Source organism: Streptomyces sp. AM25 (genome assembly GCF_058146165.1).
The window spans coordinates 197,715-223,068 of sequence record NZ_JBKIWN010000001.1 but is presented as its reverse complement, the minus strand read 5'-3'; the positions used below and the strand labels follow the sequence as shown (position 1 = coordinate 223,068).

Below are 25,354 nucleotides of genomic sequence, written 5' to 3'. Positions count from 1 at the left end.
ATGCGCAGACGCCACGGAACCGCCATCGTCTCAGCCTTCTTCGCCCTCTTAGCCTCCTTAACCCTCGCCACTGCAGCCCCGCCCGCGCAGGCGGCCGCAGCGCCGAATCCGGTGATCTTCATTCACGGGCGCAACGCCGACCCCGGTGTCTGGGGGCGGATGCGGGCGGACTTCACGGCTGCCGGATACCCCGCCGACCGCCTCTTCGCCTGGAGTTACGACACCTCGCAGTCGACGAACGAGGTTCTTGCCGCCCGACTGTCCGCCTATGTCGACGACGTGCTCACGCAGACGCACGCGTCGAAGGCCGACATCGTGGCCCACAGCCTCGGCAGCCTGCCGTCCCGCTGGTACCTCGAATTCGGCGGCGGCACCGCGAAGACCGCCCACTGGGTCTCGCTCGCCGGCCCGAACCACGGCACGCAGACCGCCTGGCTCTGCGCGCTCTGGGACCAGGGCTGCAAGGACATGACCCCGGACTCCTACGTCCTGCGCCACCTGAACCAGGGTTCCGAAACACCCGGCCCCACCCGGTACGCGACCTGGTGGTCCTCGTGCGACGAACAGATCACGCCTGCCGCGAGCACCGAACTCGCCGGTGCCGCCAACACCCGCACCGCCGCCTGCCTCCGGCACAACGACTTCCTGACCGACCCCGCGGTCTCCCGGGGCGTACGCGACTTCCTCGCCACGCCGTAGCCGTAGTCATGAACAGGCAGCCACAAACGAACAGAAGGAGAAGAAAGGTATGGAAACGGTGAGACTGCTGCTGCTCGGCGGCACCGACTTCGGAGGCCGCGCCGTGGCGGAGGCCGCGCGGGACCGGGGCTGGGACGTGACCGTCTTCCACCGGGGCCAACACCCCGCGCCGCCCGGCGTGCACGTCCTCAACGGTGACCGCACCGCCCCGGACGGGCTCGCCTCCCTGGCCACCGGCACGTGGGACGCGGTCGTCGACACCTGGACGTCCGCCCCGCGCGTCGTACGCGATGCGGCCCGGCTGCTCTCCGGCCGCGTCGGCCGTCACGTCTACGTCTCCACACGCTCGGTGCACACCTGGCCCATGCCGGCGGGCCTGGACGAGAACGGGCCGGTGGTGGACGGCGACCCGGACGCCGAGTCGGCCGACTACGCGACCGACAAGCGCGGCGCGGAACTCGCCGTGCTCCGGGAGTTCGGCGACAGGCGCAGCCTCCTGGTCCGCGCCGGCCTGATCCTGGGCCCCTGGGAGAACGTCGGCCGCCTGCCGTGGTGGCTGTCCCGGATCGCCCGCGGCGGCCGCGTCCTGGCACCGGGCCCGCGGTCGACCCCACTGCAGTACGTCGACGTCCGCGACATGGCCACGTGGATCCTCGACGCCGTCGAAGCGGAACTCCACGGCCCGTTCAACCTCGTGAGCCCGCCGGGACACACCACCATCGGCGAACTGCTGGACGCCTGCGTCCAGGTGACCGGCTCGGACGCGGAACTGGTGTGGACCGATCCCGAAGTGATCGAGAAGGCCGGCCTCTCCGGCTGGAGCGACCTGCCCGTCTGGTGCCCGCCGGGCAGCGAGGGCCACGAGGCCATGCACTGCGCCGACGTCTCCCGGGCCCTGGCAACGGGCCTGCGCTGCCGCCCGGTCGCGGACACGGTGAGGGACACGTGGGCTTGGCAGCAGACCCTCCCCACCGGGAGCGTGGGGTGGCCGGGCGTCGGCCTCACGGAAGAGGCGGAGGCGAGGGCGCTGGCCCTGCACCGAAGCTGACACGGTCAGGCGACGTCAGGCGGTGTGGGGTGCGAGGAGTTCGTCCCAGCCGTGCCGCAGAGCGCGGTACTCGTCCCGGCACCGCCCGGCCCGTTCGCTGCTCAGCAGCCGGCCGTCGACGAGTTTCACGTCCCGCTCCGGCCCCGACGCCACGGAACCGTGCAGATAGCAGCGGTAGTTGGCGGCACGCACCGCGTCCGGTGCGTGCTCGTCCGAGGAATCGTCCTCGTCGTCGGCCTCGTCCTCGGGACCGGCGTCCTCCTGCGCCTCCCAGGCGTAGTTGTCGGCGGCGGCGAGCAGTCCCGCCCGGCCCTCGGCGCCCTGCGGGATCATCCGGTAGGCCGCGAACCGGTCGGCGACGTCCTCCTCCGACCCGTCGAAGTCCAGCTCCAGCGTGTCGACGAGCGCGTGGGCGGCCTCGTGGTAGAGCGACTCGGTGACGACGCCCGCCGTCCGCACGTCGGGCTCGGAGGCCCCCGCCTCCTGGAAGGACGCGCGCACCCGGCCGACGTACTCGTAGCACAGGACGATCCGGCGGGTGTTCGGGTCGTACTCGGGGTAGTCGTCCTCGCCCCTGCAGCTGCGGTTGACGATCTCGATCCGCTCGGGCAACTGCAGCGCGCCGTTGAGGTCCTCGGCGACCCGCTCCGGCAGCGCGCGCGTCCGCAGGAACGCCCGCTCGTCGGCTCTGCCGGGTGCGGGGACCTTGTACGAGACGGACACGCCGCCGTCGGGACCGGCGGACGCGCCGCCGCAGCCCGTGACGAGGAGCGCACAGGCGGCCGTGACGGCGAGAACGCGGACGCGCCGGACACGGCCCGACCTGTGGGGAGCGGCCCCGGCGTGATGAGACATGAGGAAGACTTTGCCTGACGGCGGGCCGCCTCACGAAATCCGGCTTTCGGTGGTTCAGGTGTGCCGCAGTGTCGTGGTGGCGATTCGTGGACGGGGACGGGCGAGGTCGCGGTGCTGGGCCTCGAGGACCTTTCGCCGAACGACCAGGCGCGCATCATGTCCGAGGTGCTCGGCCGCCCGATCCGCTGCGAGCGGCAGACGCTCGACGCAGCCCGCACCGCACTCACCGGACACAGCAACGGGGGCGCGTACGTACAGGGCTACCTCGACATGATGGGTGCCAAGGACGACGGCTTCGATGACGGAGTGCGGCGCACTCCACAGTCCGCGAGTCCGACGACGTTCCGCACGTGGTGCGAGCAGGTCCTCAAGCCGGCGGTCCAGGCGTGAGCATCGTAACCGCCTTCATCGTCGGGGCATCCCGGCCCCAGGGCTCGGCCTGGATTCGTCTCCGGGGGCGTCATCGGTTCGCTTATGCGGTACAGGGATCTTCGAGGAACCGGAACAGCACGGCGGCCTCTGCACGCAACTCGGCTGCCCGGTCGGCGTGTGCAGGAGCCGTCAACTCCGCTGCAGCGTCCAGCCGTTCCCTGGCCTCGGCCCGCACGATCTCCACAACGCTGCGCTCACTCAGCTCGCGCCGCACCGCCTCGGTGGCACCCGCACCGACCGGCGAATGCTCCAGGGCCGAGCCGCGCAGCTCCGCCTCGGCCACGGGCACCGCCTCGGCATTGTCCAGCGCGGCGAGGGCCGAACGCAGCACCCTCACCGTGACCTTGTCGCGGGCGCGCATCGCTTCCGGCAGCGCTTTTCGTATACGAACACGCAACGGCATGTCGTTGATCATAGGGAGGCGGTCCCGGATCGACAACGGAATACCGGCACGGTCTCCGCCAACCCGGGCCCCCGTCCCCGGGTTTGCCCCCGATGCGACGGAACCGTACGATCCGGAACCGTGAAATCCGAGTCCGTTCCGTCGGAGCGGTCCGCGCTGCTCGCCCTGCAGCGGGCGACCCATGCCACGCTCCAGCTGATTGCCGCCGAGCTCGTCGATCTCGATCTGACCGCTTCCGAGATCAACGCCCTCGCCAACCTCGCCGACGGACGCGGCCGTACCGTCTCCGAGCTCGGCGCCGCCGTCGGCACCCGGCCCACCACGCTGACCGGCGTGCTGGACCGGCTGGAACGGCGCGGGCACATCACCCGCGGCACCCGCGCCGGGGACCGGCGCTCCGTGTTCGTCGAGCTGACGCCCGACGGGCGTCTGACCGCCGACACCGTCCAGCAGACCCTGGCCGATCTGGAACACCGCGCCCTGGGCAGGCTCTCCGCCGCCGAGGTGGCCGGCTTCCACGCCGTCCTCCGGGCCCTGACCAAAGTGTCCGCATGAGCACACACCCGTCCGCGTTGTCTGTGTTCACGGAGCTGATGCGTGAAGCGGTGGCCGGAACGGCCTGCTTCGGCCACCGCCGGCACGTCCGGCCGACCTGGTCGGCGGTCCGTACGTACGGCACGGCCGCGGCCGTGCCGATGAGTCGGGCGTGGGTTCGCCATCCACGCGGGCCGGTCTCGGCGGTCGGCCACGAAGCCGAAGGAACTGGCGTGATCCCCACCGGCGGCTGCGGAGGTGCAACGCATCAGTGCCGCCGGTCGGCCGCTCTCCCGGAGCGCGGGGACGAGGCCCTTCCCGGCAGATGACGTGCCCGCCCACTTTGAGCCAAGTGCCCGGGGACGCCAGCGGGATGAGGCGGTCCGGGAGGACCATCTGCGTGGAACCGGACGCAGGCGCCGGTCCAGGGCAGTGCGGCCCGCGCGCTCCCGGTCTCACCTGCCGGCCGTCCAACAGCCGGCACGGTCCCGGGCGCTGTGGGAACGGCCGGATACCGATGACGCGGTGAACCGCGCGCGGCCGGGCTCCGTTCACCCCCGACTGACGGGCCGACGGCTGCTGGAGCGGCGGCCCGTGAACCACCCGCACGACAGCGGATCGGGAGCATCCCCGGCCTCACTGCTGCCGATGCGGCAGCTCGGTGCCGTCGCGGGAAGTCCGCGGCGTTGGCAGTCCTCCGGGCCGCCCGGGCCCGGGGACCGACGTGAGAGGTTCTCTCCTTGACAAGACACAGCCATTTAGCGATGCGGGACCACGGGCGGCGGTGGATCACCGCCCTGGTCGCCGTGCTCAGCGGGCTGGCGGCGCTGGTCACCGTGCCGCTGACCGCCACCGTGGCATACGCGGTGAACGGTGACGGCAGTTCGCCGTTCGCCACGTACAACATGCACGGTTCGGACAACGGTTCGCGGTGGACGTCGGAGGTCCAGCGGCTGGTCGCGAACAATCAGGTGGTGATGCTGCAGGAGGCGGGTGCCGGGCCGCCGCTGCCGGCGCACGACAATGACCGCAGAGAGTTCCTCCAGATCCGGCTCACACCGAACCGCAACCCCCAGCCCAGTTCCGTCCAGCGGGTGACCTGGCCGGGCGGCCCCAACGGCAGCAACCGGTACGTGTACTACCTGCAGACCGACCCCCGCCGGATCGCCGGCACGACCCAGGACATCTGGGACGGCGGCCAGATGAACCTGGCGACGGTCACCGACACCCCGGCCGACCAGGTCCGGGTGCTGGAGAACGCCTTCTACAACCCGGACCCCAACGCCCCCAACAACCGCTACCGGGCACGCCCGTTGCTCGGTCTGCGCTTCGGGAACACCTGGTACTGGAACACCCACGCCCGCGGCGAGGACGTGACCGGACGACAGGGCTTGCCCGGACTGCTCGACCGGGTCCGTGACTTCGCGGCCAACGACCCGGCGGGCCAGAACCGCAACTGGGTCCTGGGCGGCGACTTCAACGTGAACATCCTCAACCGCACCAACGACCAGGCCCGCAACCAGACCCTGCACCTGCGAGGCGACGAGACCCTGCTGCGCACCGGCCGGCCGACCTACATCGGCGGCGACGAGCCCAGCGAGCTGGACTACGCGGTCACCCGTGGCCTGCCGGGCGGGTTCACCGCGACCATTCCGGGCGGCGGCGGATCCGACCACGTGCCGGTGCTCTTCACCCGGACCCCGCCGCAGGCCCAGCCGCCGCGTCCGTCCCATGTCTTCCACAGCGTGCTGGCCACCCCGACCGGGCGGCTGCTGCAGGAGAATCCGGACCGCTCCATCGCGGTCGGCGACGCCCGCTACAACGGCAACCAGACGTGGGGCATGTTCACCACCGACGCGCTCACCCACTACCTCCAGAACATCGGCACCGGCGACTGCATCGCTCTGGCGCCCAGTGCCCGCCGGGACGCGGCCTCCTCCCCGATCGTGGCGGGCAAGTGCGAGGACCCGCGGGCCCAGTGGACGATCAGCCACCTGGAGGACGATGCGGCACCCGACCAGGACAGCGGCGGCCCGCAGCGCTGGCGCAACGTGGCCGACCCCGGACTGTGCCTGACCCCCTCCGACAACGCGGTGAGTGCCACGCCGTGCACCGAGGACCCGGCCCAGCGGTGGTGGGACAGTCCCGCCTCCACCCCCGCGAGCTGGCAGACCACCGGCGACAACGTCCGCCTGGAATCCGCGTTCCTGGGCGGCCGGCTGCGCCGGGCCGGCAGCGTCCCCGGGACCTTCACCTACACCGCGCCCACCCCGCCCCGCTGGTGGTGGATCTACTGGCTGTTCTACGAGAAGCAGGACTTCGGCTGGAACATCCAGCGCATCAGCCCCAACGACAACCTGGTCCGCATCAAGAGCCTGAACGGTGACAACGTGTGCCTGGGCAGCAAGGACGTTCACGCCGCCACCCAGACGGACGCCTTCCTCTACCGGTGCGACGATTCCCGTGACGTCGCCGGGGCCGGGCAGCGCTGGCTGGCCGAGGCGTACGCGGACGGCAGCGTCCGCTACCGCAACGAAGCCAACCACCTGTGTCTGCTGTCCCCCGACGGCGACCGTGGCCGCGTCACCCTCTATTCATGCGAGGACATTCCCGCCGAACGCTGGAATGTGGTCAGTCCCTGAAATCCTGAACCACCCGAAGGCCGACCCGTAAGGGCATCCAGGCTATGCCTCGGCGGCAAGGCGATCGAGCCATTCACCGAGGAGGTGTTGCTCGGCGCTGCTCAGCGTTGTCTGTTCGGGCAGGAGGGTACGCAACGCTCGGGCGGCGCCGGCAGGGCTCGCGTCGTGCACGGCGGGTTTCTCGTTCGTGACGGCGGTGACCATCGACTCGCGCATCGCGGTCAGCAGGGCCGGGTCGCGTTGATCGTCGGGGAGCGAGAGCCAGGTGAGCACGGCGCCGCGTGCGGTCGCGTGGATCAGGGCGGCCGCGAGTTTCTCCTCGACGCGCAGCCGGCCGCCGGCGGCGAGGCGGCGGATGCGTCCCGTCAGGATCTGCATGCCGGCCGCGAACGCCGCTGACGTTGTGCCGCGTTTGGGCTCGCCGTACATCAGCGCGTACAGCGCGGGGTTGGAGAGCCCGAACTCGACGGCGAGGTCCCATCCCGCGCGCAGGTCCTCGACGGGGTCGCGTGGATCGGTGTCGAGGTGCTTGGCCGCCAGGAACGTGGCGTAGCCGTGCTCGGCCACCGCCTCGAGCAGCCCGTCCTTGTCGCCGAAGTGGCGGTAGATCACCGGCGGTTGCACCCCGGCTGCCAACGCCACCGCGCGGGTCGTCAACGCCTCCCGCCCTTCGCGTGCGAGCAGGTCCGCAGCGACCTCGACCACTCGCCGGCGAACGGCGGCTGGCCGACATGGACGACCAGGGCCTGGACGTCGCGGTGCTGTCCCTGGCCTCACCCGGCGTGCAGAACCTCCCGGCCGCGGATGCCATGAGCGTCGCACGTGAAGCCAACGACGCCCTGGCCGACGTCGTCAACAGCAACCCGGACCGGTTCCAGGCGTTCGCGGCCATCCCGACGCCGGCGCCCGAGGCCGCCGCGGCGGAACTGGAGCGCGCGGTCACGCAGCTCGGCTTCCGCGGCGCAATGCTCTACGGGCGCACCGGTGACAAGCTGGCCGACGCCCCGGAGTTCGACGACCTCTACGCCACTGCCGAACGGCTGCGAGTCCCGCTGCACTTCCACCCGCAGACCCCCGTGCCCGCGGTCCTGGACGTGTACTACTCCGGCTTGGGTCAGGTCGGCATGGGACTCGCGACCGCCGGTCCGGGCTGGTACTACGACCTGGGCGTGCAGTACCTGCGGATGATCTTCTCCGGCGTGTTCGACCGCCACCCCGGGCTGCAGGTCATCGCGGGGCACTGGGGCGAGGTCGTGCTGTTCCACCTCGACCACATCGGGATCATGGCGCACAACGCGAAGCTCGAGCGGCCGCTGGCCGCCTACTTCCGCGAGAACTTCTGGGTGGCCGGCAGCGGCACGGTCAGCGAACGCTACCTGCGATGGACGGTGGAGGTCGTCGGCACCGACCGCATGCTGTACTCGACCGACTACCCCTACACCTTCGGGACGCGGCTCGGCGGGTTCCCCTTCCTCGACACCAGCAGCGGGATCGCCCGGTCATTCCTCGAACAAGCACCCTTCACCGAGGCGGAGAAGGCCGCTGTCGGCTCCGGCAATTGGGAGAGACTGACGGGACACCCCGCAGCCCACCACGGACACCAGCAGCCGGCTTGATGCGCGCCTGGCATGAAGTACGCGTGCAGGACTGTCCGGAAAGTGTGTCCCCGCTCCGAACTCGACAAAGCCCTCCTCGTCGCCCACGAGGGCGACCAACCCCCGGGAAACGTCCTTATGGACGCCTGGCAGACGGCCGAGGCCGCGCTGGACTTCACGTCGGTGGCCCTGCCGGCGTTCGCCCTCACCGCGAGCTGACGGGTACGGGACCTACGCCGTTGCGACGCGTATCGCGACTCCCGCGAGCACCACACCCATCACCGTGCGCTGGGTGCGCAGCCAGGACGGACGTTCCTGCAGGAACCCGGCGATGGTTCCGGCGGTGAGGGCGATCAGGCCGTTGACGGTGACCGCGATCGCGATCTGGACCAGCCCCAGCTCCAGGCTCTGTGCCGACACCGACCCGCGTCCCGGGTCGACGAACTGGGGGAGGATCGAGACGTACATGATCGCGATCTTGGGGTTGAGGAGATTGGTGACCAGCCCCATCGTGAACAGCTTGCGGGGCGGGTCCGGCGGCAGCGGCTGCGGGGTGAAGGCCGACGTGCCGCCCGGCTTGAGAGAGCACCACGCCAGCCAGCCCAGGTAGGCGGCCCCGGCCAGTTTGAGAACCGTGTAGAGGGCGGGCACGACGGTGAGGAGCGTGGCGAGGCCGGCGGTCGCGGCCAGCAGGTAGAAGAGGAACCCGGTGGCGACGCCGAGGAGTGATATCAGTCCTGCGCGTCGCCCCTGGGTCACGGATCTCGACACCAGGTAGAGCATGTTGGGCCCGGGGGAGAGCACCATCCCGAACGCCACGATCGCGATGCCCGTCAGTGCCTGCGTGCTGATCATGGGAAGAAGCATCGGCTGCCACGACCGTGCAGCACCAGCGCGCGGTTCTTCACCGTGGGATGAAGCAATGCTGAATCCACGTCACACCGGTGCTGCTGCGGCTCACGGGCTGACGGCGAGCACGATGTAGGCCCCGAGGAGCGAGAGGTGCACGCCGCCCTGGAGCGGGGTGGCGCGGCCCGGGATGACGGTGAGGGTGCCGACGACGACCGTGAGGGTCAGCAGGACCATGTGCGTCGCGCTCAGGCCGAGGAGCAGCGGGCCGTTGAGCCAGACCGAGGCGACGGCGACGGCCGGAATGGTCAGTCCGATGCTCGCCATGGCCGAGCCCAGCGCCAGGTTGAGGCTGGTCTGCACGCGGTCGCCGCGCGCGGCCCGGACGGCGGCGATCGACTCGGGCAGCAGGACCATCAGCGCGATGACGACGCCGACGACCGATGCGGGCAGCCCCGCCGCCGACACCGCCGACTCGATCGTCGGCGAGACGACCTTGGCCAGGCCGACCACGGCGATCAGCGCGACGAAGAGCAGGCCCAGGCTGACCAGGGCGGCCCGTGCGGAGGGCGGTTCGGCGTGGTCGTCGGTGTCGATGACCTCGCCCTCGGCCGTCACCGGCAGGAAGTAGTCCCGGTGCCGCACGGTCTGCGTCGCCACGAACAGCCCGTACACGACCAGCGCGGCCAGCGCGGCGAAGACGAGTTGCGGAGGGGAGAAGCGGGGGCCCGGGGTGCTGGTGGTGAACGTCGGCAGGACCAGGCTCAGGCCCGCCAGCGTCGCCACCGCCCCGAAGGCGGCTCCCGTTCCCTCGGGGTTGAACACGGCGACCCGTCGGCGCAGTGCGCCCACCAGCAGGCACAGTCCGACGATGCCGTTGCAGGTGATCATCACGGCGGCGAAGACGGTGTCGCGGGCCAGGGTGCTGCTTTTGTCGCCGCCGTCGGCCATGAGCGTCACGATCAGGGCCACCTCGATGACGGTCACCGCGAGCGCCAGCACCAGGGACCCGAACGGCTCCCCGACCCGGTGCGCGATCACCTCCGCGTGATGCACGGCGGACAGCACGGCTCCCGTCAGCGCGCACCCCACGAGGATCAACAGCCCCGCCGACAACGACTGCCCCCAGGACAATGCCAGGTCGACGGCCGCCACCACTGGCACGTACACCGGCCATTGCGAAACAAACGAGCGGAACTGAGCATTCATGCAGTAAGCGTCGCATATCCCCTGGTCATGACCATCTGTGACTTACTGACCACCGGTCATCTATCACCGTGCACCCGCAGCGGTCGATGAAGCGGTGCCCACAACATCACGGAGTGTCGTTGTCGTGGATGGGGCGGAGACGCCGCACATGGATGGCTGCGGCGGGACACAGGTACGCGGCCTCCTCCACCGCTTCGTACTGATCCGGCGAGGGCGCCGGTTCGAGGAGCGCGACGATGCCGTCCTCGTCCCGCTGGTCGAAGACCGCGGGCGCGATCATGACGCAGCTGCCGACTCCCATGCAGCGTTCCTGATCCACGGCGACCCGCAGCTGCTTCTCGGCGCTCATCGCGCTACCACCGCACCGGGAGAGATGTCACGCCGCCGACGAATCCTCCGCTCCGGTATCGGATGTCACGCTCCGGCACGCCGAGCCGCAGTCCGGGGAAACGGCCGAAGAGGGCCGGAAACGCTGTTCTGAGCACGGTTCGGGCGAACTGCTGCGCCAGGCACTGGTGAATGCCGTGGCCGAAGGCCAGGTGTCGGGTCGCCGGGCGCTCCACATCGAACTCCTCCGCGTCCTGCAGGAAGTTCGGGTCGTGGTTGGGGGCGACCAGCGCGGGAACGAGGACATCGCCCGGTTTGATCTTCTGTCCGCCGACGGTCAGTTCGCGAGTGGCCCGTCGCGGCGTCGCGTGGTGAATCAGGGACTGGTACCGAAGAATCTCCTCCACGGCCGTACGACGGACATCGCCCTCGTTCCGCCTGAGTGCGGCAAGCTGGTCGGGGTGCTGGAGCAGCAGCAACGTACCGAGTCCCAGGCTGTGTGCGGTCGCCTCGAATCCGCCTATCAGCAGGAAACAGCCGACACCGATCATTTCCTCGTCCGTGACGGCATCCGAATGTTCGTGAACCAGCTTGCTCAGTATGTCGTTTCCCGGGTTCTGCCGGCGCTCGGACAGCAGACCGGCGATGTAGCCGAGCGCCTCCTGGTAGGCCTTCGCGCGGCGTTCACCAGGCAGTGTCAAATCGAAGAGGTCTTCGCCGATGCGTCGAAGCTCGGCCTGCTCCTGGCGGGGCACGCCGAGGAGCTCCCAGACGGCAGATGAGGCAACAGGCAGCGCGAAGTGCCGGATGAGGTCGGCCGGTGGCCCCACCTGCTCCATCTCGTCGAGTTGCGCCGCGATCGCCTCTTCGAGCCGCGGCTGCAGCGCTTGGATGCGCTTGACCGTGAACTCGCGGGTGAGGAGACGGCGGATGCGCGTGTGGTCCGGCGGGTCCATCGACACCAGAACCCCGGGCTGCCCTCCGCCCACGCCGGTCCCGTCGGGGCTGATATTGCTCACGTCCGGGCTGGCCAGCACTTCCCGTACGGCGTCGTAGCCCGTGACCAGCCAGGTGTCACGCGATGCGCCGTGCGCGGACCCGCTTGCCCTCTTGAGCACGGTGTTCTCCGTCCTTCGGCGAGAAATCGGTCTTCTTGGACATGGGGGAGAGGATCGGTCCGGCTGTCAGCGGACCAGGAATACGCTGCTCCAGGGGGTCTTCGTACGGGCGTGGACCGCGTAGGTGTGCAGGGCCAGCGCTGTTCCCGCGGCGCCGCAGAGCAGGCCGGGGTCGTCCGAGACCGGTCCGTCCGGGCCGCTCCAGCGCGCCCGGAATCCGAAGACCGCGTCAGGGTCGTGGCGGGCGATGACCTTGCGGGCCATCCGGTCGGTGGCCGCCTCCAGACCGGGGTCCGACGCGTCCGCGGCCATGCGCTGGGCCACGTGCAGCAGCCCGCCCCAGCCGTGGCACAGACCTGTGTCGTGGTTGCGGTGCTCCTCGACCGCGTCGAGTGCGCTGCGCAGGACGTCCGTTGCCGAGGTGCACAGGGTGGGGCAGCCCAGGGTGCGGCCCGCTGCGTACAGGGCTGTGGAGATGCCCGAGACGCCGGAACACCAGCCCGGCAACAGCCCGGCCGAGGACGCGGACGACGACGGGGCACCGGGGTGCGGCCGACGGGGTGGACCGTTGCCGAGACGCTCCAGGAGCCAGGCGGCCAGGTGCTCCGTTGCCTCGATCTGGCCGGGGCGGTGGACGCCGCGTTCGGCGGCGGCGCAGAGGAACCCGAGCAGGCCGGCGATGCCGTGCGCCGTTCCGAGGCGGAAAGCGTCGTTCGGGACACCGGGGGGCGGGGTGGCGGCCCACGCCGTGGCGCCGGGGCGGTTCCCGCGGGGGAGGGCCAGGGCGATCGTGCTGTCGACGGCTCGGCCGACCGCATCGCTCTCCAGGGGCGTTTCGTGCAGAAGGTAGACGGCCTGCCCGGTCATGCCGTGCAGAAGGTCGTACTCTTCTGCAGCCGGAGCCGCGTCGGACGTACGAGCGTGTCCGAGCAGGCGTGCGGCTTGCGCGGTGACCAGCCCGGCTGTGTGCGCACGAATGCGTCCCCGTGCCTCGGCATAGCCGTCCTCGGCCCGGGAGGCCATGCGGCAGGCGAAGCCGACGGCGGCCGGGCCGGTGAAGAGGCCCTGGAGGAAGGGGGAACGGGCCGGGCCGAGGGCGGAACCTGCCGCGCGCAGGTGCGCGTGGGCCGCGGGCCGGAAGTCCGTGTCGTGCAGGGCGAGTTCGGTGAACAGCAGGGCGATGCTGGCGTGGCCGTCGAAGAGAGGCCCGTGAGCCTGCTCCGGAGTGCGGGTGCGCGAGCGGACCAGCTCGGGATCGCTGAGCCGGTCCGCGATGTCCCGGACGATCTCGGCCGCCCGTACACGCAGTGCGGTGCTGCCGGAGGTGTGGTCGTCGGCCGTGTCTGTGATGTCAGCGGTCATCGGGAGCCTTGTGGTGCTTGCGGGCGCGGCGGCTGTGCAGGAGGTCTCCGAGCAGGGCGAGACTCTCCTGCTCCCGTTGGGCACCGGAGACGAGCCGGTTGTGGTGCATGTGCATCAAGGGCATCAGGACGCGCACGGGTGCCTCGGAGGCGTCGTGGCCGGTGGCACGCAAGGCCTCGCCGTAGGCGGTGAACGCCGCGGCGCGCTCGTGCCAACTGCGGACGATGCGTTCGCCACCGGGTACCTGGCGCAGGGCCTTCCAGCTGGGAGGGTCCTCGGCCAGCGGTGTGATCAGGGCGCGCTGCCTGCGCAAGGCTGCTCGGTCGGGATGGGAGCGAGGACCGGGCAGTGCGGAGAGCACGTCGGTGGAGCCGGTGAAGGCCTGCGCGAGGTCGAGGTGGCTCAGACAGCTCAGCACGGTGGTGTCGAGGAGAAAGGACGGGTCGGCGAGGACCTGGAGCTGCTCGAGTACGGCCAGGCTGTCGGCGTGGAAGGCGGCTTCGGCCGCCTCGATCACGTCCGGTCCGCCGTAGCGGTTGGTCTCGGGCGCGTACTCGTCCAGCAGCAAGGTGCGGGCGAGGCCCCGCTCGCGCAGGTCGGCCGCCCATGCGCCGAGGACCGGCAGCAACTCGCCGGTGGCCACGCCGGGGCGGGGGCGGAACCGCAGGCGCAGATGGGGATCGGGATCGGCGTAGCGCAGGAAGAACCAGCGGTCCGCGGAGTCGGACACCTCGTCGAGCAGACGCGGCAGACGGCGGGTGAGGATCTCGTCGTGCCGGGCGCTGGATGCGTACAGCTTGGCACTCAGCCAGCCGGTGCCGTGCGGGTGCGGCCGTGCGTCGGGGGCGAGGGAGGGACGGTTGCGGCGCGTGGTGGGCGCGGGGGCGGGCTTGGCGGGTCTGTCGGCGTGCAGCGGGATGACCAACTCGCAGGCGCGGGGGGAGCCGCCGAGCCAGCCCGAGGTCTCCTGGGTGAGCCCTGCGGCCTCGTGCAGGGTGCTCTGCGGGGCATGGCGCAACTCCTCCCGCAGCAGCCGCAGATGCATCGGTTTGCGCAGATCGAGCGGCAGGCGCCGGTCGCCCGTGCCGACGTGGATCCGGTCGGGGACGTCCCAGGCCGCACGCCAGGCGTCGACCTGCGCGCGCCACTCGTCCCAGGTGCCGTCCTCCGGGGACAGGAGCCGGCCGTTCCAACGGGCCGGGGACAGGACCGTACGGCCGTACCGCACGCGGGGCAGCCGGGGCAGATCGGCGGCGGGGCCCCAGCTCCACATGTGGAAACCCGTGCGGCCGGCGGTGGCTCCGATGGCGTGCAGGAGCCGTACGGCGGGGTGTTCGTGCTTCGTGTCGAGCATGTCCAGGGAAGCGGGCAGTACTTCACGGCCGAGTGCGCGGGAGTAGAGGTACAGCCGGTCGTGGTGGCAGCCCACGTACAGGTCGCGCACGCTGAGACGGTCCGGCTCCTGGGGGTGGAAGGTGCCGATGTGGACCGTCGGCATTCCGTGGGTGCCGGTGCGGGCCACGTTCCGATGCCGGTGTGCGCGCGGGGAGAAGTCGAGGGCGACGCGCACGGCGTCGGGGGTACCGCGGCGGGCTTCCCGGCGGCAATGTGCCGCCACCGGGTCGCCCAAAAGGTGCGCGAACCGACCGTTGAGGGCACCCGCCTGATGACTGCCGGATCCCAGTACGAGCAGGAAATCCCCGGCGTCCACGGCCTCGGGGGAGGCGGCCGAGAGTGTCGCCAGCACGTCCATGGATGCGGGTGGTGCGCCCTTGCCGCCCACGGCGAGCCGGTCGAGCCATCTCCGGTCGAGGACCACTTCGGCGTGCCCGTCGCGCACGGCGCTCGCGGCGAGCTCGGCCAGTGCCGCGTTTCTGAGCGGGAGTTGGGTGAATGGCCGGTTCGTCCCGTCTTCCTCGGGCAGCGGACCCAGGCCGCGTTCGGGGTCCACGACCTCGGTCAGGCGCACCAGGCGCGCACTTCCGTAGCGCTCCGTGAAACGCCGTACGTACGTGTCCAGGCCGGGGAACTGGTATCCCGGCGGGGTGATGCCCCACAGGACACCGACCGCCCGGGCCGCTTCGTCCGCGACGGCCCGGGGCAGTGTGATCCGGGCGTCGAGGGCGACATCGACATGCAAGTACTGGTTGCTGTCCTGGACTTGACGCATGCCGTTGACGATGGCGCGCAGTTGTTGGGCGCCCTGCCCGATCGGCGACGAGGCGTAGTCGGCCATCGCCTCCCGCAGGGCTCCCAGGGCGCGCACATGCTCGGCGTCGGGAGTGAGCTTCTCCAGGCGCTCCAAGGCGTGGTCGAGGGGGGAGACAGAGCGCATCGGGGGGTGCAGCTCGGTGAGCAGGAACCCGTGGGTGACGAGGGAACGCACCATGCCCTCCGCGAGCGCACGGGGCCGTTCGGGGCAGGCGGCGTGGAGCCGGTCGACCAGCTCGGCCAGAACGACGGGAGACTGTGCCGCCTCCATCACCAGGGCGACTGCCGCGGTGTTGCGGACCGACGTCTCGCTCCTGCCGCCCTGAAGCGGCAGTACCAGCCTGTCGCCCCGCACCTCGGACAGCGGATGGGCGCGTACCTGCAGACCCTCCATGAGCCGGGGGTCGGCTTCCCGTGCGCTCAACACCTCGTGCAGCCATGCCGCGTCGGGTCGTACGGCCTTGCGGTGCCCTTCGCCGACCCTGACCTCCGTCGGCCCTTCGCCGACCGGCGCGACGCCGGCGAAGAGGCCGAAGGGCACTGAACGGCCGGTCATCCGCAGGTGGTAGCGGAGCAGGGAGAGCAGGGCGCGGCGTGCTTCGCGCGGGGAACCGAACTCTCCTCGTGCGACCTGGTGAGCGGCCTCGGACAGCGAGGGCGAGGCAAGGTGCAGCGCTTCCCGGAACACCGGGTCCGCCAGGGCGGCCCTTCCCGCCGCCGCCGGCTGTCGGCCCGATGCGTCCGCGGCGCAGGGGTCGTCGTCGCAGGGCCACAGGCGGCTGTGGGGCAGCACCGACATGCGGGCCACCACGGGACCACGGGCGAAAAAGCGCATGTGTCGATCGGGCTCCTCGGCCTGCAGGGCCTTCCGGTCCGGGACGGGCAAGCGCCCCGGACCGGAAGACCCGGTACATGTTACGACCGCCGCTCAATTCCCGGGGCGCCCCGCGGGGCTGTGCCTACGGGAACGCCTGGCCTTGGTCAGAACGGGCAGCACTGGCAGCCGATTCCGGTCGGAGCCTCGGGGCCTTGATTTCCGGCACCGGAATCCGACTGCAGGTCCGCCGTCGTACCGAGGTCGAGGTCGAAGTCCGCCAGTTCAATGCGGTCCATTTGTCCTTGCCACCTTCCTGGTTCTGCCTGTGGGTATCCCGAACGACCATGGGATCCTGTCGCGAAGAGCACGCTATCCATCCGTTCGCTGCCGACCAAAGGGTCTTTGGTCTAATGCGCGCAGAGATTCGCATCGAAAGATGCAGCCACGGTCAACTTTCGTTTATCCACCTCGCAACCCCAAGGGGCGGACGCCTGATGGAAATCGAATCAGGGTGTGTGGATCCGCATGCTTATGATGAATGCGGAGGTGGCTGCAGTGATTTCTCGCCTGATGATTCCTGAATTCTTCGATGTCGCGGTGATCGGCGGCGGCGTGGCAGGCCTGAGCGGAGCCTTGACGCTGGCCCGGTCCCGGCGTTCCGTCGTGGTGGTCGACTCGGGCGCCCCGCGCAACGCCCCGTCCCCGGCGGTCCATGGCCTGTTGGCCCTGGACGGGGTCCCGCCGGCACAGATCCTGGAGCGGGGAAGGGGTGAAGTGGGGCGCTACGGCGGCCACTTGGTGAACGGTGAGGTCACCGCGGTGACGCGGGACGAGACGGGCCTGTTCACGGTGACGTTGGCCGACGGCGACGCGCTGCGTGCCCGGCGGCTCCTGGTGGCCTCCGGCCTGGTGGACGAGCTGCCCGAGGTGAAGGGGCTGGGCCGGGGCTGGGGCACGCACGTGCTGCACTGTCCCTACTGTCACGGCTGGGAGGCTCGCGACCGGGCCATGGGGGTGATCGCCACCGGCCCGTTCTCGGTACAACAGGCACTGCTTTTCCGGCAGTTCAGCGAGGACGTCACGTACTTCACCCACACCAACCCGGCGCCGGCCGCCGAGGAGCGGGAGACGCTGCTCGCGCGCGGCATGCGCGTGGTGGACGGCGAGGTGGTCGCTGCGGAGTGGGACGGCGACCTGCTCACGGGCGTACGGCTGGCTGACGGCAGCCGGTTCGGCCGCGAAGTGCTGGTGGTCTCCTCGCGGTTGGCGGTTCGCGCGGGCTTCCTGAGGCCGCTGGGGATCGAGCCGGTGGCGCACCCCTGGGGCATCGGCGACCACATTCCCTCTGATGACAACGGACGAGTCGAGGTTCCCGGTGTCTGGCTGGCGGGCAACGTCGGGAGCGTGACCGACCGGGCGGCAGCGGCGTCCGCGGCGGCGGTCTCGGCTGCCGCCCAGATCAACGCCGACCTCCTCGCCGAGGAGACCCGAGAAGCGGTCACCGCCTACCGGTCGGCACGCGCCTCCTCCTGAAGCGCCTTTCAGTGCCTTTCAACGCGAGTCAGAGCAGAGACGAGCCAAGGGAGACAGCCCCGCATGTGCGGCATCACCGGCTGGGTCGACTACGACCGCGACCTCACCGCCGAACGCAGGACACTGGATGCGATGGCCGAGACCATGGCCTGCCGCGGCCCGGACGCCGGCGGGCTCTGGCTCGACACCCACGCCGCTCTCGGTCACCGGCGCCTGGCCGTCGTTGACCTCGAAGGCGGCAGGCAGCCGATGGCCGTGCAGAGCGATGGCCACACCCTACTGGTCACCACGTACAGCGGCGAGGTGTACAACTACCGCGAACTGCGCAGCGAACTAAAGACGTTGGGGCACTCCTTCCGCACCGACAGCGACACGGAGGTCGTGCTCCACGCCTACCTGGAGTGGGGCGAGGACTTCGTCGACCGGCTCAACGGCATGTACGCCTTCGCCCTGTGGGATCCGCGCGCGAAGGAACTGCTGCTGGTCCGCGACCGGATGGGCATCAAGCCGCTCTACTACCACCCGACGCCGAGCGGTGTCCTCTTCGCTTCGGAGCCGAAAGCGATCCTCGCCCACCCCTCGGTACGCCCGGCCGTGGATGCCGAAGGCCTCGCCGAGCTGCTGACCATGAACAAGACACCGGGGCACGCGATCTACCGCGGTATGAAGGAGGTCCTGCCCGGACACGTCGTACGGGTACGCAAGAACGGACTCACCACCCGCCGCTACTGGGCGCTGCAGGCCCACGAGCACACCGACGACACCGGGACCACCGTGGCCCGGATACGCGAGCTGCTCGAAGACATCGTCACCCGCCAACTGGTCGCCGACGTACCGCTCGCCACCCTGCTCTCCGGCGGCCTGGACTCCTCCGCCATCACTGCGCTCGCGCAACAGAGCCTGCTCGGCCAGGGCGCGGGCCCGGTGCGTTCCTTCGCCGTCGACTACGCGGGACAGACCGAGAACTTCACCGCGGACACCGTCCGCAGGACCCCGGACACCCCGTACGCGCACGCCCTCGCTGAGCACGTGGGCTCCCGCCACACCGACATCACGCTCGACAGCGCTGCGCTCGTGGACCGTGTGAGCAGGGACGCCGTGCTCAGGGCGCGCGACCTGCCCAACGGCTTCGGCGAAGGCGACACCTCCTTGTACCTGCTGTGCAAGGCGATCGCGGAACACTCGACGGTCGTGCTGTCGGGCGAGGCGGCTGACGAACTGTTCGGCGGCTACCTGTGGTTCCACGTCCCGCAGCAGGTGCACGGCAACACCTTCCCCTGGCTGCCGCCCGTACCCTCGGGCGGCGACACCGGCACCGCGCCGCGCGGCCCTCGCGAGGCCTTCTTCGACGCGGGGCTGCTGAACAAGATCGGCCTGGCCGCGTACCGCGCCGACCGCTACCGCGACGCCCTCGCCGAGGTGCCGAGGCTGCCCGGCGAGTCCGCCGGGGAACGGCGCATGCGCGAGGTCTGCCATCTGCACCTCACGCGGTACACGCAGATGCTCCTGGAGCGCAAGGACCGCGTGAGCATGGCCGCAGGTCTGGAAGTCCGTGTTCCCTTCTGTGATCACCGCCTCGTCCAGTACGTCTTCAACACCCCCTGGGCGATGAAGACGTTCGACGGCCGGGAGAAGTCGCTGCTGCGCGCCGCCACCCGCGACCTGATGCCCGAGTCCGTGGCCGACCGCGTCAAGAGCCCGTACCCCAGCATCCAGGACACGCGCTACAACGAGGCACTGCGCGAGGAAGTACGCACCCTCCTCGATGATCCCCGGGCCCCGGTGCACGAGCTGCTCGACACGGACGCCGCGCACACGGCCCTCGACTCCCGGAACGGCAGCGGACTGCGGCTCAGCAACGAGTTCATCCTCGCCTTCAACACCTGGCTGCGGGATTACGACGTCGCCCTGGAACTCTGAGCGCATCCGCTGGACTCGCCCGGTTCCTGGCCGCAGACGCATGCCCGGCCCTTCGCTCGTCGGCTGCGGAGGTTCGTCGACGAGGGCCCTTTCACCGTCGGCAGTGTGCCGGCGGCGTCCCAGCCGAGCACGCGGGGTCATGGTGGTTCCAGGACAGGCGTCTGGTCGGGTGAAGTGCGAGCTACGGAAGCAGTTGCGGCCGGGCGGCGAGGTAGCGGTCGGCCGCCTGCAGAGGGGTGAGGCCGTCGGCGTTGATCCAGGTGTCGAGTTCCTCGACGCCGTCGATGCCCAGACAGAGGGCGTCGAGGCGGGCCAGTGCCTCGGGACCGATCAGGCCGAGGCGTGCCCGGCGGATGACGGGGCCGGCGGCGTCGACGGTGCCGAGCAGGCCCTTGGGCTCGGTCAACGGGCGCAGGCCGTGGCGGCGGTTGAGGTACTGCGGTCGCCACAGCGGGATGACGAACCATTCCCGGTCGGCGATCCCTTGCTCGACCCGGGCGATGAAGCCGGCTTCGGTGCCGGGCGTGAAGGTGTAGCCGGCGCGGTCCAGTCCGTAGGCGTTGATCATCCGGGCGGAGAAGCGGCTGATGCCGGCGCCCGGGTCGATGCCGTCGATGGCGCGCGTCATGCGGGCGGACACATCGGGCCGGGCCAGGTCGGCGACCTCACGCACCGCGTCGGCCGGCACGTACGGCGGGACCGCCCACACGCAGTAGGGGTGGTAGTGGGGCGCGAGCAGGTGCGCCTGGTCCCGGTAGGCCGACAGATAGGTGTCGTGGCTGGAGGGCAGCCAGGCCGAGACCAGGACGTCGATCTCGCCGTCGGCCTGGAGCCGGAAGAGCTGCTCGTGCGGGGCCTCGATGCTCTCGACCCGGTGGCCGTGGGCCTCCAGCACGCGGCGGGTGACGGCCGCGGTGGCACGGTGGAAGGACAGGGCGATGTTGCCCACGGTGATCGCGGGCCGGGAGGCCGGAGTGTTCACGCGGCCTCCTGCCGCGGCTGGAGCGCCTCGCCGAGGGTGGCGACGATCTGCGTCAGCGCGGCGCGGGCGGCACCGGTTCCCCGCAGGGCGTCGAGGACGACGAAGCCGTGGATCGTGCCCTGATAGCGCACGCAGGTGACCGGCACGCCGGCCGTGCGGAGTTTTGCGGCATACGCCTCCGCCTCGTCCCTGAGAACGTCCGCTTCGGCGGTGATCACCAACGCCGGTGGCAGTCCGGCCAGTTCCTGGAGGCCGGCGTTCAGCGGTGCCGCGGTCGGCTCGCTGCGCCGGGCCGGCTCGGGGACGTACTGCTGCCACAGCCGGCGCAGGTGGTCGGCACTCTGGAAGTACCCCTGGGCGAACCGGCGGTAGGAGGCGGTGTCGCAGTCCGCCGACAGGGGCGGGTGGAGGAGCACTTGGTGGCGGAAGGAGAACTCGCCGTGTTCCTTGGCCAGCAGGGTCAGGGCCGCGGCCAGATTGCCGCCGGCGCTGTCGCCGGCCACGGCCATCCGGGTCGCGTCCAGGCCGTGGCCGAGGCCGTGGTCGACCACCCAGCGGGCCGCCTGGCGAGCCTGCCGGAGGGCGGTGGGATAGGGCGCCTCCGGGGCGAGGTCGTAGTCGACGAAGACCACGGCCGCCCCCACCCCCGCCGCCAGCTCCCGGATCAGCCGGTCATGGCTGACCGCACTGCCGGCGACCCACCCTCCGCCGTGCAGGTACACGATCACCGGCAGCGGAGCCGGGCCGGGGGCGGCCGGCCGCACCAGCCGAATGCGGACCGCACCGTAGCGAACGGGCAGGGACAAATCCTCGATGTGGGCATCGGGGCGCTCGACCGGGCCGGACTGGGCCAGGTCCAGCCGGGCGCGGATCTCCGACAGGGGCAGTCGGCACGGGTCGGGCCCGGCCGCCACCTGATCGGCGAGGGCACGGGCGGCCGGGTCGAGCACCGGCACGGGCGGCTCGGACGGATGGGTCATGGAAGGCTCCTCCAGGGTTGAGAGGGCGACGGCCGGGCACCCCGAAGCAGCGGTGCCCGGCCGTCCGGCGGTTCGTCAGGCCTGCGGCAGCTGCAGCGGAACCAGCGGAATGACCGACTCGGTCTCGATCAGACCCGCCGCGACCGCGGGAAAGGTCGCGATGATCTCGCGCGCAGCCTCGACCGTGGCGGCGGCCAGGACCAGCGCTGCACCGACGCAGTCCGTGCGGTGGTAGCCGTGCACGATCACGCCCTGGTCGACCAGTTCCCGGGCCCGGGCCAGCTCGGCATCGATGACCTGTGCAAAGTCCTCCTCGGTGGCGTGCTGCGCAGCCTTGAAGACCGCGAGAACACTGGCGCCCGATTCGTTCGACATGGGGACAGCTCCTTGGTGAGGGAAGCTGGCGAGAACTCGGCACTGCCTCGCCGGACATGACCCCCATCCTGCGGAGCGGGCCCGCCATGTGTCCAAGGACTGTTTTCTATACACCCCATAAGCTGAGCGCATGCCTACTCTGCGCCAGCTCGAATACCTGGTGACGATCGTCGACGAGGGCTCCTTCACCCGCGCCGCCGAACGCCTGCACATCACCCAGCCCGGCCTCTCGCACCAGTTCCAGGCCCTGGAACGCGAGATCGGCGGCCCACTGCTGGAACGCCTGCCCCGCACGGTGCGCCCCACCCCGGCCGGGCGGGTCATGCTCCCCCACGCCCGGGCCGCCCTCGCCGAGGCCGGACGCGCCACCACCGCCGCCCGCCGGGCCGCCGGTCTCGCCACCGGCGAACTCCACCTCGCCACCCTCTACTCCATCAGCTACGGCATGCTGCCCGCCGCCCTCGGTACCTGGCGTCAGCGCCACCCCGGCGTACGAGTCCGCCTGTTCGAGCACCGCCACGCCGAAGAACTGGAGGCGGCCATGAACGCCGGCCGGGCCGACATCGCCGTCGGACCGCCGCCGTCCGGCTGGGAGGGACCGGTCCGCCACCTCGGCACCGAGGACTTCCTCGTCGTCACCCGCACCGACGACCCTGCAGCCGGCTCCGCCCACGCACCCCGCGTCCACCTGACCGACCTCGCGGAGCGGGAATGGGTGCACTTCACCCCCGACAGCGGCCTGGCCGACATCCTCGACCAGGCCTGCGCCGCAGCTGGCTTCCGCCCCCGCGTGGCGGTCCGCACCGAACAGGCCCCCGCCGCGGCCAACTACGCCGCCACCGGACTCGGCCCCACCCTCGTCCCCGCCAACACCATCCCGCCCCACTTCAACGGAGCCGTCCTGCGCCCGGACCCTCCGGTCAGCCGCCCCCTGACCGCCTACACCCGCACCACCCCCGACCCGGTCACCGCGGCTTTCCTGGAAGCCCTCGCGGACCAGGACCTGCTGACCCCTCGCCATGTCCGAAGGCGCCTCGGCCCGGCCAAGACGAGTTGAGGCGACTACAGCGGGCAAACGCCTTGGCTCAGCCCGTCCGGTCCCACATCAAACGGATCAAGTGGGGGGCAGACGGCCGGTGGTGGGGTGCGGCGCGGGCTGACAGCTGGAGCCGGCATCGCGCGGGCGATGGCACCGCATCGCGTTGGACACGCCCAGCGACATCATGTCCGTCATCATGGCGCGAGGCAGCCGCATCGAGAAACGGACGCGTTAAGTACGCGAAAAGTCCGCGGGTTGGTAGGGTGGGGGCAGGAGGTGCTCATGTCCGAGTTGTTCGACGCGGTCGACGCGCTGATCGCGGGCCACGCCCCGCTGCCCCCGCCGTCGGAGCGGGAACGACTCCGCAAGGCCCACGGGCTGACGCAGGAGCAGGTCGCCAAGGCCCTCACGGCCCGGCGGGCGACGGTGGTGTCGTGGGAGTCGGGCAAGACGGAACCGAAGGGGGAGCAGCGCGAGGCGTACGCCCGGCTGCTGAACAGGCTCACCGAGCTCTACCCGCCCACCGCCTCCCCGGATGCCGAGGCCACGGCGCCGGCAGCCCCGGCCGCAGCCCTGCCGGTCCCCGAGCAGCCCGCCGGACCGGCGGCGGCACCAGCGGCGGCCCCGAAGGCGGCCCCGGCGGCGGCCGCCCCGGCGGCGAAGAAGACGGCGTCACGGAAGCCCACCGCCACCACCGCCCCCGCAGCGCCTGCCACCGCACTGCCTCCCGTCGACCCGCGGTTCACGGGCGGGCCACTGGCCGTCATCGACGCCGTCGACCAGGACGTCACCGCCTACGGCGTCGGCGGCCTGGTCGCCGACGTCCCCGCCAAGTCCCTGCCCTCCCTGATCGAATGGACCCTCGCCGAGGCCCGGCTCGGACAGCCGCGCCTGCACCGCTCGGGCAAGGACGGCGACCCTCTCCTCGTGCTCACCGCCGCAGCCGCCGAACGGTACGGACTGCCGGTGCGCCTGGAGGGCGAGGAACTGCGCCGCACGATGCGGCTGCCCGACGACCACAAGGCCCTCGCGCAGCTGGCGAAGGCCGGCTGGCAGCTCACCGCGCGCGGCTTCGGCCCATGGGCGCGCATCTACCGTCCGGCCGAGGGCTCCCAACGCCACTGCGTCCAGCTGTGCCTGGTCTCCTGGGACGCGCTCGACGCCCGGCACTGGGGCGGGGCCGCGCAGTTGCCCCCGGCCGAACTGGCCCACCTGCTGGGCACGTACGCCACCCGCGTGATGACCCCGCGCGGTTCCACGGCCGTCACCGGCCTGGAACTGATGACGGCCCTGCACCCGCCGACCCGCGCCGTGAAGGACGAGGCGAGCGGGAAATGGGTGGGGGAGCACAACCCGGGCTCCCTCGGCACCGAACCGGTCGCCTGCGCACCCTGCGAGGCACCGGACGGACACCCGCTCCTGGCCGGCCTGCCGCGCTTCCACCAACGCGGCTCCGCCGAAATGCTCGTGGAGGAGGCCTACGACTGGGCGCGCCCGATGACCGACGAGGAGTGCCTGCTGCCCTACGTCGTCGGCATCGACGTGAACATGGCCTTCGCGGCGGCCGCGAACGGCACCGTGGTGGGCCTCGGCGCACCCGTGCACGTAAAAGACCCCGCATTCGACCCGAAGACGCCCGGCTCGTGGCTGGTCGACCTCTCGCACGTCGAGCTGGACGAGCGCCTGCCCTCGCCGTTCACGCCCGGGGGCGAGCGCCCCGAGGGCCCGGCCTGGTACGCCACGCCCACGGTGGCGTACGCGGTCGAGCTCGGCCACCAAGTGCAGCCGGCCGAGGCGTACCTCCGCCCGGAGAACGGCCGTTACCTGGATGCCTGGTACGGCAGGCTGCGCGACGCCTACGTGACCACCATGGCCGACCTGGGCGTGAGCACCGACATGGAACCGGCGGCCTTCCTGGAGGCGATGGCCCGGCACAAGCAGGCCGACCCGCACCTGCCCATCGTGCTGTCGGCGGTCAAGGCCACCGTCAAGGGCGGGATCGGCAAGCTCCGCGAACGCCCGCGCGGCAGCGGCTGGCGCCCCGGCCGGCCCTGGCCCGCCCTGCAACGCCCCACCTGGCGGCCGGACATCAGGGCTGCGGTCATCTCCAAGGCGCGCATCAACATGCACCGCAAGATGCTCAAGCACGCCGCCGCCACCGGCCAGTACCCGGTGGCAGTCCTCTCGGACTGCGCCGTGTACGCCGCGAACGGGCCCTCCCCGCTGGACTTCCTGCCCTATAAGGAGGGCAGGCCGCTTCCGGGCGGCTTCCGGCTCGGCGTCTCGCCCGGAATGGTCAAGCACGAGGGCACCCAGACCACGCTGTGGGCCGAAGGCGTGCGCGAGGAACACGGCCACGATCTGAACATCGCGCGGTACATCAAGGACGGCCGGATCAACGCCTCGGACGACGGAGAGTAGGAC

Annotated in this window: 24 protein-coding genes; 11 read left to right on the top strand and 13 right to left on the bottom strand. The window is 71.1% G+C overall.

The window, feature by feature from the left end:
* Both ACLHRZ_RS00720 and ACLHRZ_RS00715 read left to right on the top strand, forming a co-directional pair.
* Entirely contained in the window at positions 1-699 is a 699-nt protein-coding gene (locus tag ACLHRZ_RS00720) for an esterase/lipase family protein (RefSeq protein ID WP_490416177.1), read from the top strand.
* 49 nt (positions 700-748) lie between these two features.
* Positions 749-1,747: an NAD-dependent epimerase/dehydratase family protein gene (locus ACLHRZ_RS00715; protein WP_490416176.1), complete on the top strand. Its 999-nt coding sequence runs from the start codon at positions 749-751 to the stop codon at positions 1,745-1,747.
* Between the two features lie 15 nt (positions 1,748-1,762).
* On the opposite strand, the gene ACLHRZ_RS00710 is transcribed toward ACLHRZ_RS00715, so the two are convergent.
* Positions 1,763-2,602, bottom strand: coding sequence for a DUF4344 domain-containing metallopeptidase (locus ACLHRZ_RS00710; protein WP_490416175.1), 840 nt, complete (start codon positions 2,600-2,602; stop codon positions 1,763-1,765).
* Positions 2,603-2,662: 60 nt separating this feature from the next.
* Between ACLHRZ_RS00710 and ACLHRZ_RS00705 the strand changes: the two genes are divergently transcribed.
* Positions 2,663-2,992, top strand: a complete 330-nt coding sequence (locus ACLHRZ_RS00705) for a hypothetical protein (RefSeq protein ID WP_490416174.1) — start codon at positions 2,663-2,665, stop codon at positions 2,990-2,992.
* Positions 2,993-3,074: 82 nt separating this feature from the next.
* Here the strand turns inward: ACLHRZ_RS00705 and ACLHRZ_RS00700 are convergent, their stop codons facing one another.
* On the bottom strand, positions 3,075-3,395 hold the full coding sequence (locus ACLHRZ_RS00700; protein ID WP_490416441.1) for a GatB/YqeY domain-containing protein: 321 nt from the start codon (positions 3,393-3,395) through the stop codon (positions 3,075-3,077).
* Between the two features lie 162 nt (positions 3,396-3,557).
* Here ACLHRZ_RS00700 and ACLHRZ_RS00695 point away from each other — a divergent pair, with 162 nt between their 5' ends.
* Both ACLHRZ_RS00695 and ACLHRZ_RS00690 read left to right on the top strand, forming a co-directional pair.
* Positions 3,558-3,992 carry a MarR family winged helix-turn-helix transcriptional regulator gene (locus tag ACLHRZ_RS00695; RefSeq protein ID WP_490416173.1) on the top strand — a complete coding sequence of 145 codons (435 nt, stop codon included), beginning with the start codon at positions 3,558-3,560 and terminating at the stop codon, positions 3,990-3,992.
* Between the two features lie 743 nt (positions 3,993-4,735).
* Complete coding sequence (locus ACLHRZ_RS00690; RefSeq protein WP_490416172.1) at positions 4,736-6,613, top strand: ricin-type beta-trefoil lectin domain protein; 1,878 nt, start codon at positions 4,736-4,738, stop codon at positions 6,611-6,613.
* Positions 6,614-6,655: 42 nt separating this feature from the next.
* Here the strand turns inward: ACLHRZ_RS00690 and ACLHRZ_RS00685 are convergent, their stop codons facing one another.
* Complete coding sequence (locus tag ACLHRZ_RS00685) at positions 6,656-7,318, bottom strand: TetR/AcrR family transcriptional regulator (RefSeq protein WP_490416171.1); 663 nt, start codon at positions 7,316-7,318, stop codon at positions 6,656-6,658.
* 26 nt (positions 7,319-7,344) lie between these two features.
* On the opposite strand from ACLHRZ_RS00685, the gene ACLHRZ_RS00680 reads away from it, so the two are divergent.
* The gene (locus ACLHRZ_RS00680) at positions 7,345-8,229 is read left to right on the top strand and encodes an amidohydrolase family protein (RefSeq protein WP_490416170.1); all 885 of its coding nucleotides are present in this window, start codon (positions 7,345-7,347) and stop codon (positions 8,227-8,229) included.
* 42 nt (positions 8,230-8,271) lie between these two features.
* Positions 8,272-8,427 carry a hypothetical protein gene (locus ACLHRZ_RS00675; protein ID WP_490416169.1) on the top strand — a complete coding sequence of 52 codons (156 nt, stop codon included), beginning with the start codon at positions 8,272-8,274 and terminating at the stop codon, positions 8,425-8,427.
* A 12-nt stretch (positions 8,428-8,439) separates the two neighbouring features.
* On the opposite strand, the gene ACLHRZ_RS00670 is transcribed toward ACLHRZ_RS00675, so the two are convergent.
* From ACLHRZ_RS00670 to ACLHRZ_RS00640, 7 genes are all read right to left on the bottom strand, one after another.
* A complete protein-coding gene (locus tag ACLHRZ_RS00670) occupies positions 8,440-9,063 on the bottom strand; it encodes a LysE family translocator (protein ID WP_490416168.1) in 624 nt (207 codons plus the stop codon).
* 102 nt (positions 9,064-9,165) lie between these two features.
* On the bottom strand, positions 9,166-10,266 hold the full coding sequence (locus tag ACLHRZ_RS00665) for a calcium:cation antiporter (protein WP_490416167.1): 1,101 nt from the start codon (positions 10,264-10,266) through the stop codon (positions 9,166-9,168).
* A 106-nt stretch (positions 10,267-10,372) separates the two neighbouring features.
* Complete coding sequence (locus tag ACLHRZ_RS00660; RefSeq protein ID WP_490416440.1) at positions 10,373-10,597, bottom strand: ferredoxin; 225 nt, start codon at positions 10,595-10,597, stop codon at positions 10,373-10,375.
* Between the two features lie 22 nt (positions 10,598-10,619).
* Positions 10,620-11,711, bottom strand: a complete 1,092-nt coding sequence (locus ACLHRZ_RS00655; protein WP_490416166.1) for a cytochrome P450 — start codon at positions 11,709-11,711, stop codon at positions 10,620-10,622.
* 66 nt (positions 11,712-11,777) lie between these two features.
* A complete protein-coding gene (locus tag ACLHRZ_RS00650; RefSeq protein WP_490416165.1) occupies positions 11,778-13,073 on the bottom strand; it encodes a lanthionine synthetase C family protein in 1,296 nt (431 codons plus the stop codon).
* Positions 13,063-16,119 (bottom strand): lantibiotic dehydratase, encoded by a 3,057-nt coding sequence (locus ACLHRZ_RS00645; protein ID WP_490416164.1) that lies wholly within the window; start codon positions 16,117-16,119, stop codon positions 13,063-13,065. Before ACLHRZ_RS00645 ends, ACLHRZ_RS00650 begins: the two co-directional genes overlap by 11 nt.
* Before the next feature lie 146 nt (positions 16,120-16,265).
* Positions 16,266-16,397, bottom strand: coding sequence for a hypothetical protein (locus ACLHRZ_RS00640; RefSeq protein WP_490416163.1), 132 nt, complete (start codon positions 16,395-16,397; stop codon positions 16,266-16,268).
* A 235-nt stretch (positions 16,398-16,632) separates the two neighbouring features.
* On the opposite strand from ACLHRZ_RS00640, the gene ACLHRZ_RS00635 reads away from it, so the two are divergent.
* Positions 16,633-17,634, top strand: coding sequence for an NAD(P)/FAD-dependent oxidoreductase (locus tag ACLHRZ_RS00635; RefSeq protein ID WP_490416439.1), 1,002 nt, complete (start codon positions 16,633-16,635; stop codon positions 17,632-17,634).
* A 63-nt stretch (positions 17,635-17,697) separates the two neighbouring features.
* Positions 17,698-19,554, top strand: a complete 1,857-nt coding sequence (gene asnB / locus ACLHRZ_RS00630) for an asparagine synthase (glutamine-hydrolyzing) (protein WP_490416162.1) — start codon at positions 17,698-17,700, stop codon at positions 19,552-19,554.
* Between the two features lie 181 nt (positions 19,555-19,735).
* Here asnB and ACLHRZ_RS00625 read toward each other — a convergent pair whose 3' ends face one another.
* The 3 genes from ACLHRZ_RS00625 to ACLHRZ_RS00615 form a co-directional block, all read right to left on the bottom strand.
* Positions 19,736-20,536 carry a glycine betaine ABC transporter substrate-binding protein gene (locus tag ACLHRZ_RS00625; RefSeq protein WP_490416161.1) on the bottom strand — a complete coding sequence of 267 codons (801 nt, stop codon included), beginning with the start codon at positions 20,534-20,536 and terminating at the stop codon, positions 19,736-19,738.
* On the bottom strand, positions 20,533-21,516 hold the full coding sequence (locus ACLHRZ_RS00620; protein WP_490416160.1) for an alpha/beta hydrolase: 984 nt from the start codon (positions 21,514-21,516) through the stop codon (positions 20,533-20,535). Before ACLHRZ_RS00620 ends, ACLHRZ_RS00625 begins: the two co-directional genes overlap by 4 nt.
* A 75-nt stretch (positions 21,517-21,591) precedes the next feature.
* Positions 21,592-21,891 (bottom strand): hypothetical protein, encoded by a 300-nt coding sequence (locus tag ACLHRZ_RS00615; protein WP_490416159.1) that lies wholly within the window; start codon positions 21,889-21,891, stop codon positions 21,592-21,594.
* A 130-nt stretch (positions 21,892-22,021) separates the two neighbouring features.
* Between ACLHRZ_RS00615 and ACLHRZ_RS00610 the strand changes: the two genes are divergently transcribed.
* Together ACLHRZ_RS00610 and tap are read left to right on the top strand one after the other, a co-directional pair.
* On the top strand, positions 22,022-22,948 hold the full coding sequence (locus tag ACLHRZ_RS00610; protein ID WP_490416158.1) for a LysR family transcriptional regulator: 927 nt from the start codon (positions 22,022-22,024) through the stop codon (positions 22,946-22,948).
* A 264-nt stretch (positions 22,949-23,212) separates the two neighbouring features.
* Entirely contained in the window at positions 23,213-25,351 is a 2,139-nt protein-coding gene (gene tap, locus ACLHRZ_RS00605) for a telomere-associated protein Tap (protein ID WP_490416157.1), read from the top strand.
* Positions 25,352-25,354 lie beyond the last annotated feature (3 nt).

Coding starts and splice junctions, on each gene's coding strand:
- ACLHRZ_RS00720 (WP_490416177.1), top strand. CDS start 1: ATGCGCAGACGCCACGGAACCGCCATCGTCTCAGCCTTCTTCGCCCTC.
- ACLHRZ_RS00715 (WP_490416176.1), top strand. CDS start 749: ATGGAAACGGTGAGACTGCTGCTGCTCGGCGGCACCGACTTCGGAGGC.
- ACLHRZ_RS00710 (WP_490416175.1), bottom strand. CDS start 2,602: ATGTCTCATCACGCCGGGGCCGCTCCCCACAGGTCGGGCCGTGTCCGG.
- ACLHRZ_RS00700 (WP_490416441.1), bottom strand. CDS start 3,395: ATGCGCGCCCGCGACAAGGTCACGGTGAGGGTGCTGCGTTCGGCCCTC.
- ACLHRZ_RS00690 (WP_490416172.1), top strand. CDS start 4,736: ATGCGGGACCACGGGCGGCGGTGGATCACCGCCCTGGTCGCCGTGCTC.
- ACLHRZ_RS00680 (WP_490416170.1), top strand. CDS start 7,345: ATGGACGACCAGGGCCTGGACGTCGCGGTGCTGTCCCTGGCCTCACCC.
- ACLHRZ_RS00670 (WP_490416168.1), bottom strand. CDS start 9,063: ATGATCAGCACGCAGGCACTGACGGGCATCGCGATCGTGGCGTTCGGG.
- ACLHRZ_RS00665 (WP_490416167.1), bottom strand. CDS start 10,266: ATGAATGCTCAGTTCCGCTCGTTTGTTTCGCAATGGCCGGTGTACGTG.
- ACLHRZ_RS00650 (WP_490416165.1), bottom strand. CDS start 13,073: ATGACCGCTGACATCACAGACACGGCCGACGACCACACCTCCGGCAGC.
- ACLHRZ_RS00645 (WP_490416164.1), bottom strand. CDS start 16,119: ATGCGCTTTTTCGCCCGTGGTCCCGTGGTGGCCCGCATGTCGGTGCTG.
- ACLHRZ_RS00640 (WP_490416163.1), bottom strand. CDS start 16,397: ATGGACCGCATTGAACTGGCGGACTTCGACCTCGACCTCGGTACGACG.
- ACLHRZ_RS00635 (WP_490416439.1), top strand. CDS start 16,633: ATGATGAATGCGGAGGTGGCTGCAGTGATTTCTCGCCTGATGATTCCT.
- asnB (WP_490416162.1), top strand. CDS start 17,698: ATGTGCGGCATCACCGGCTGGGTCGACTACGACCGCGACCTCACCGCC.
- ACLHRZ_RS00620 (WP_490416160.1), bottom strand. CDS start 21,516: ATGACCCATCCGTCCGAGCCGCCCGTGCCGGTGCTCGACCCGGCCGCC.
- ACLHRZ_RS00615 (WP_490416159.1), bottom strand. CDS start 21,891: ATGTCGAACGAATCGGGCGCCAGTGTTCTCGCGGTCTTCAAGGCTGCG.
- ACLHRZ_RS00610 (WP_490416158.1), top strand. CDS start 22,022: ATGCCTACTCTGCGCCAGCTCGAATACCTGGTGACGATCGTCGACGAG.
- tap (WP_490416157.1), top strand. CDS start 23,213: ATGTCCGAGTTGTTCGACGCGGTCGACGCGCTGATCGCGGGCCACGCC.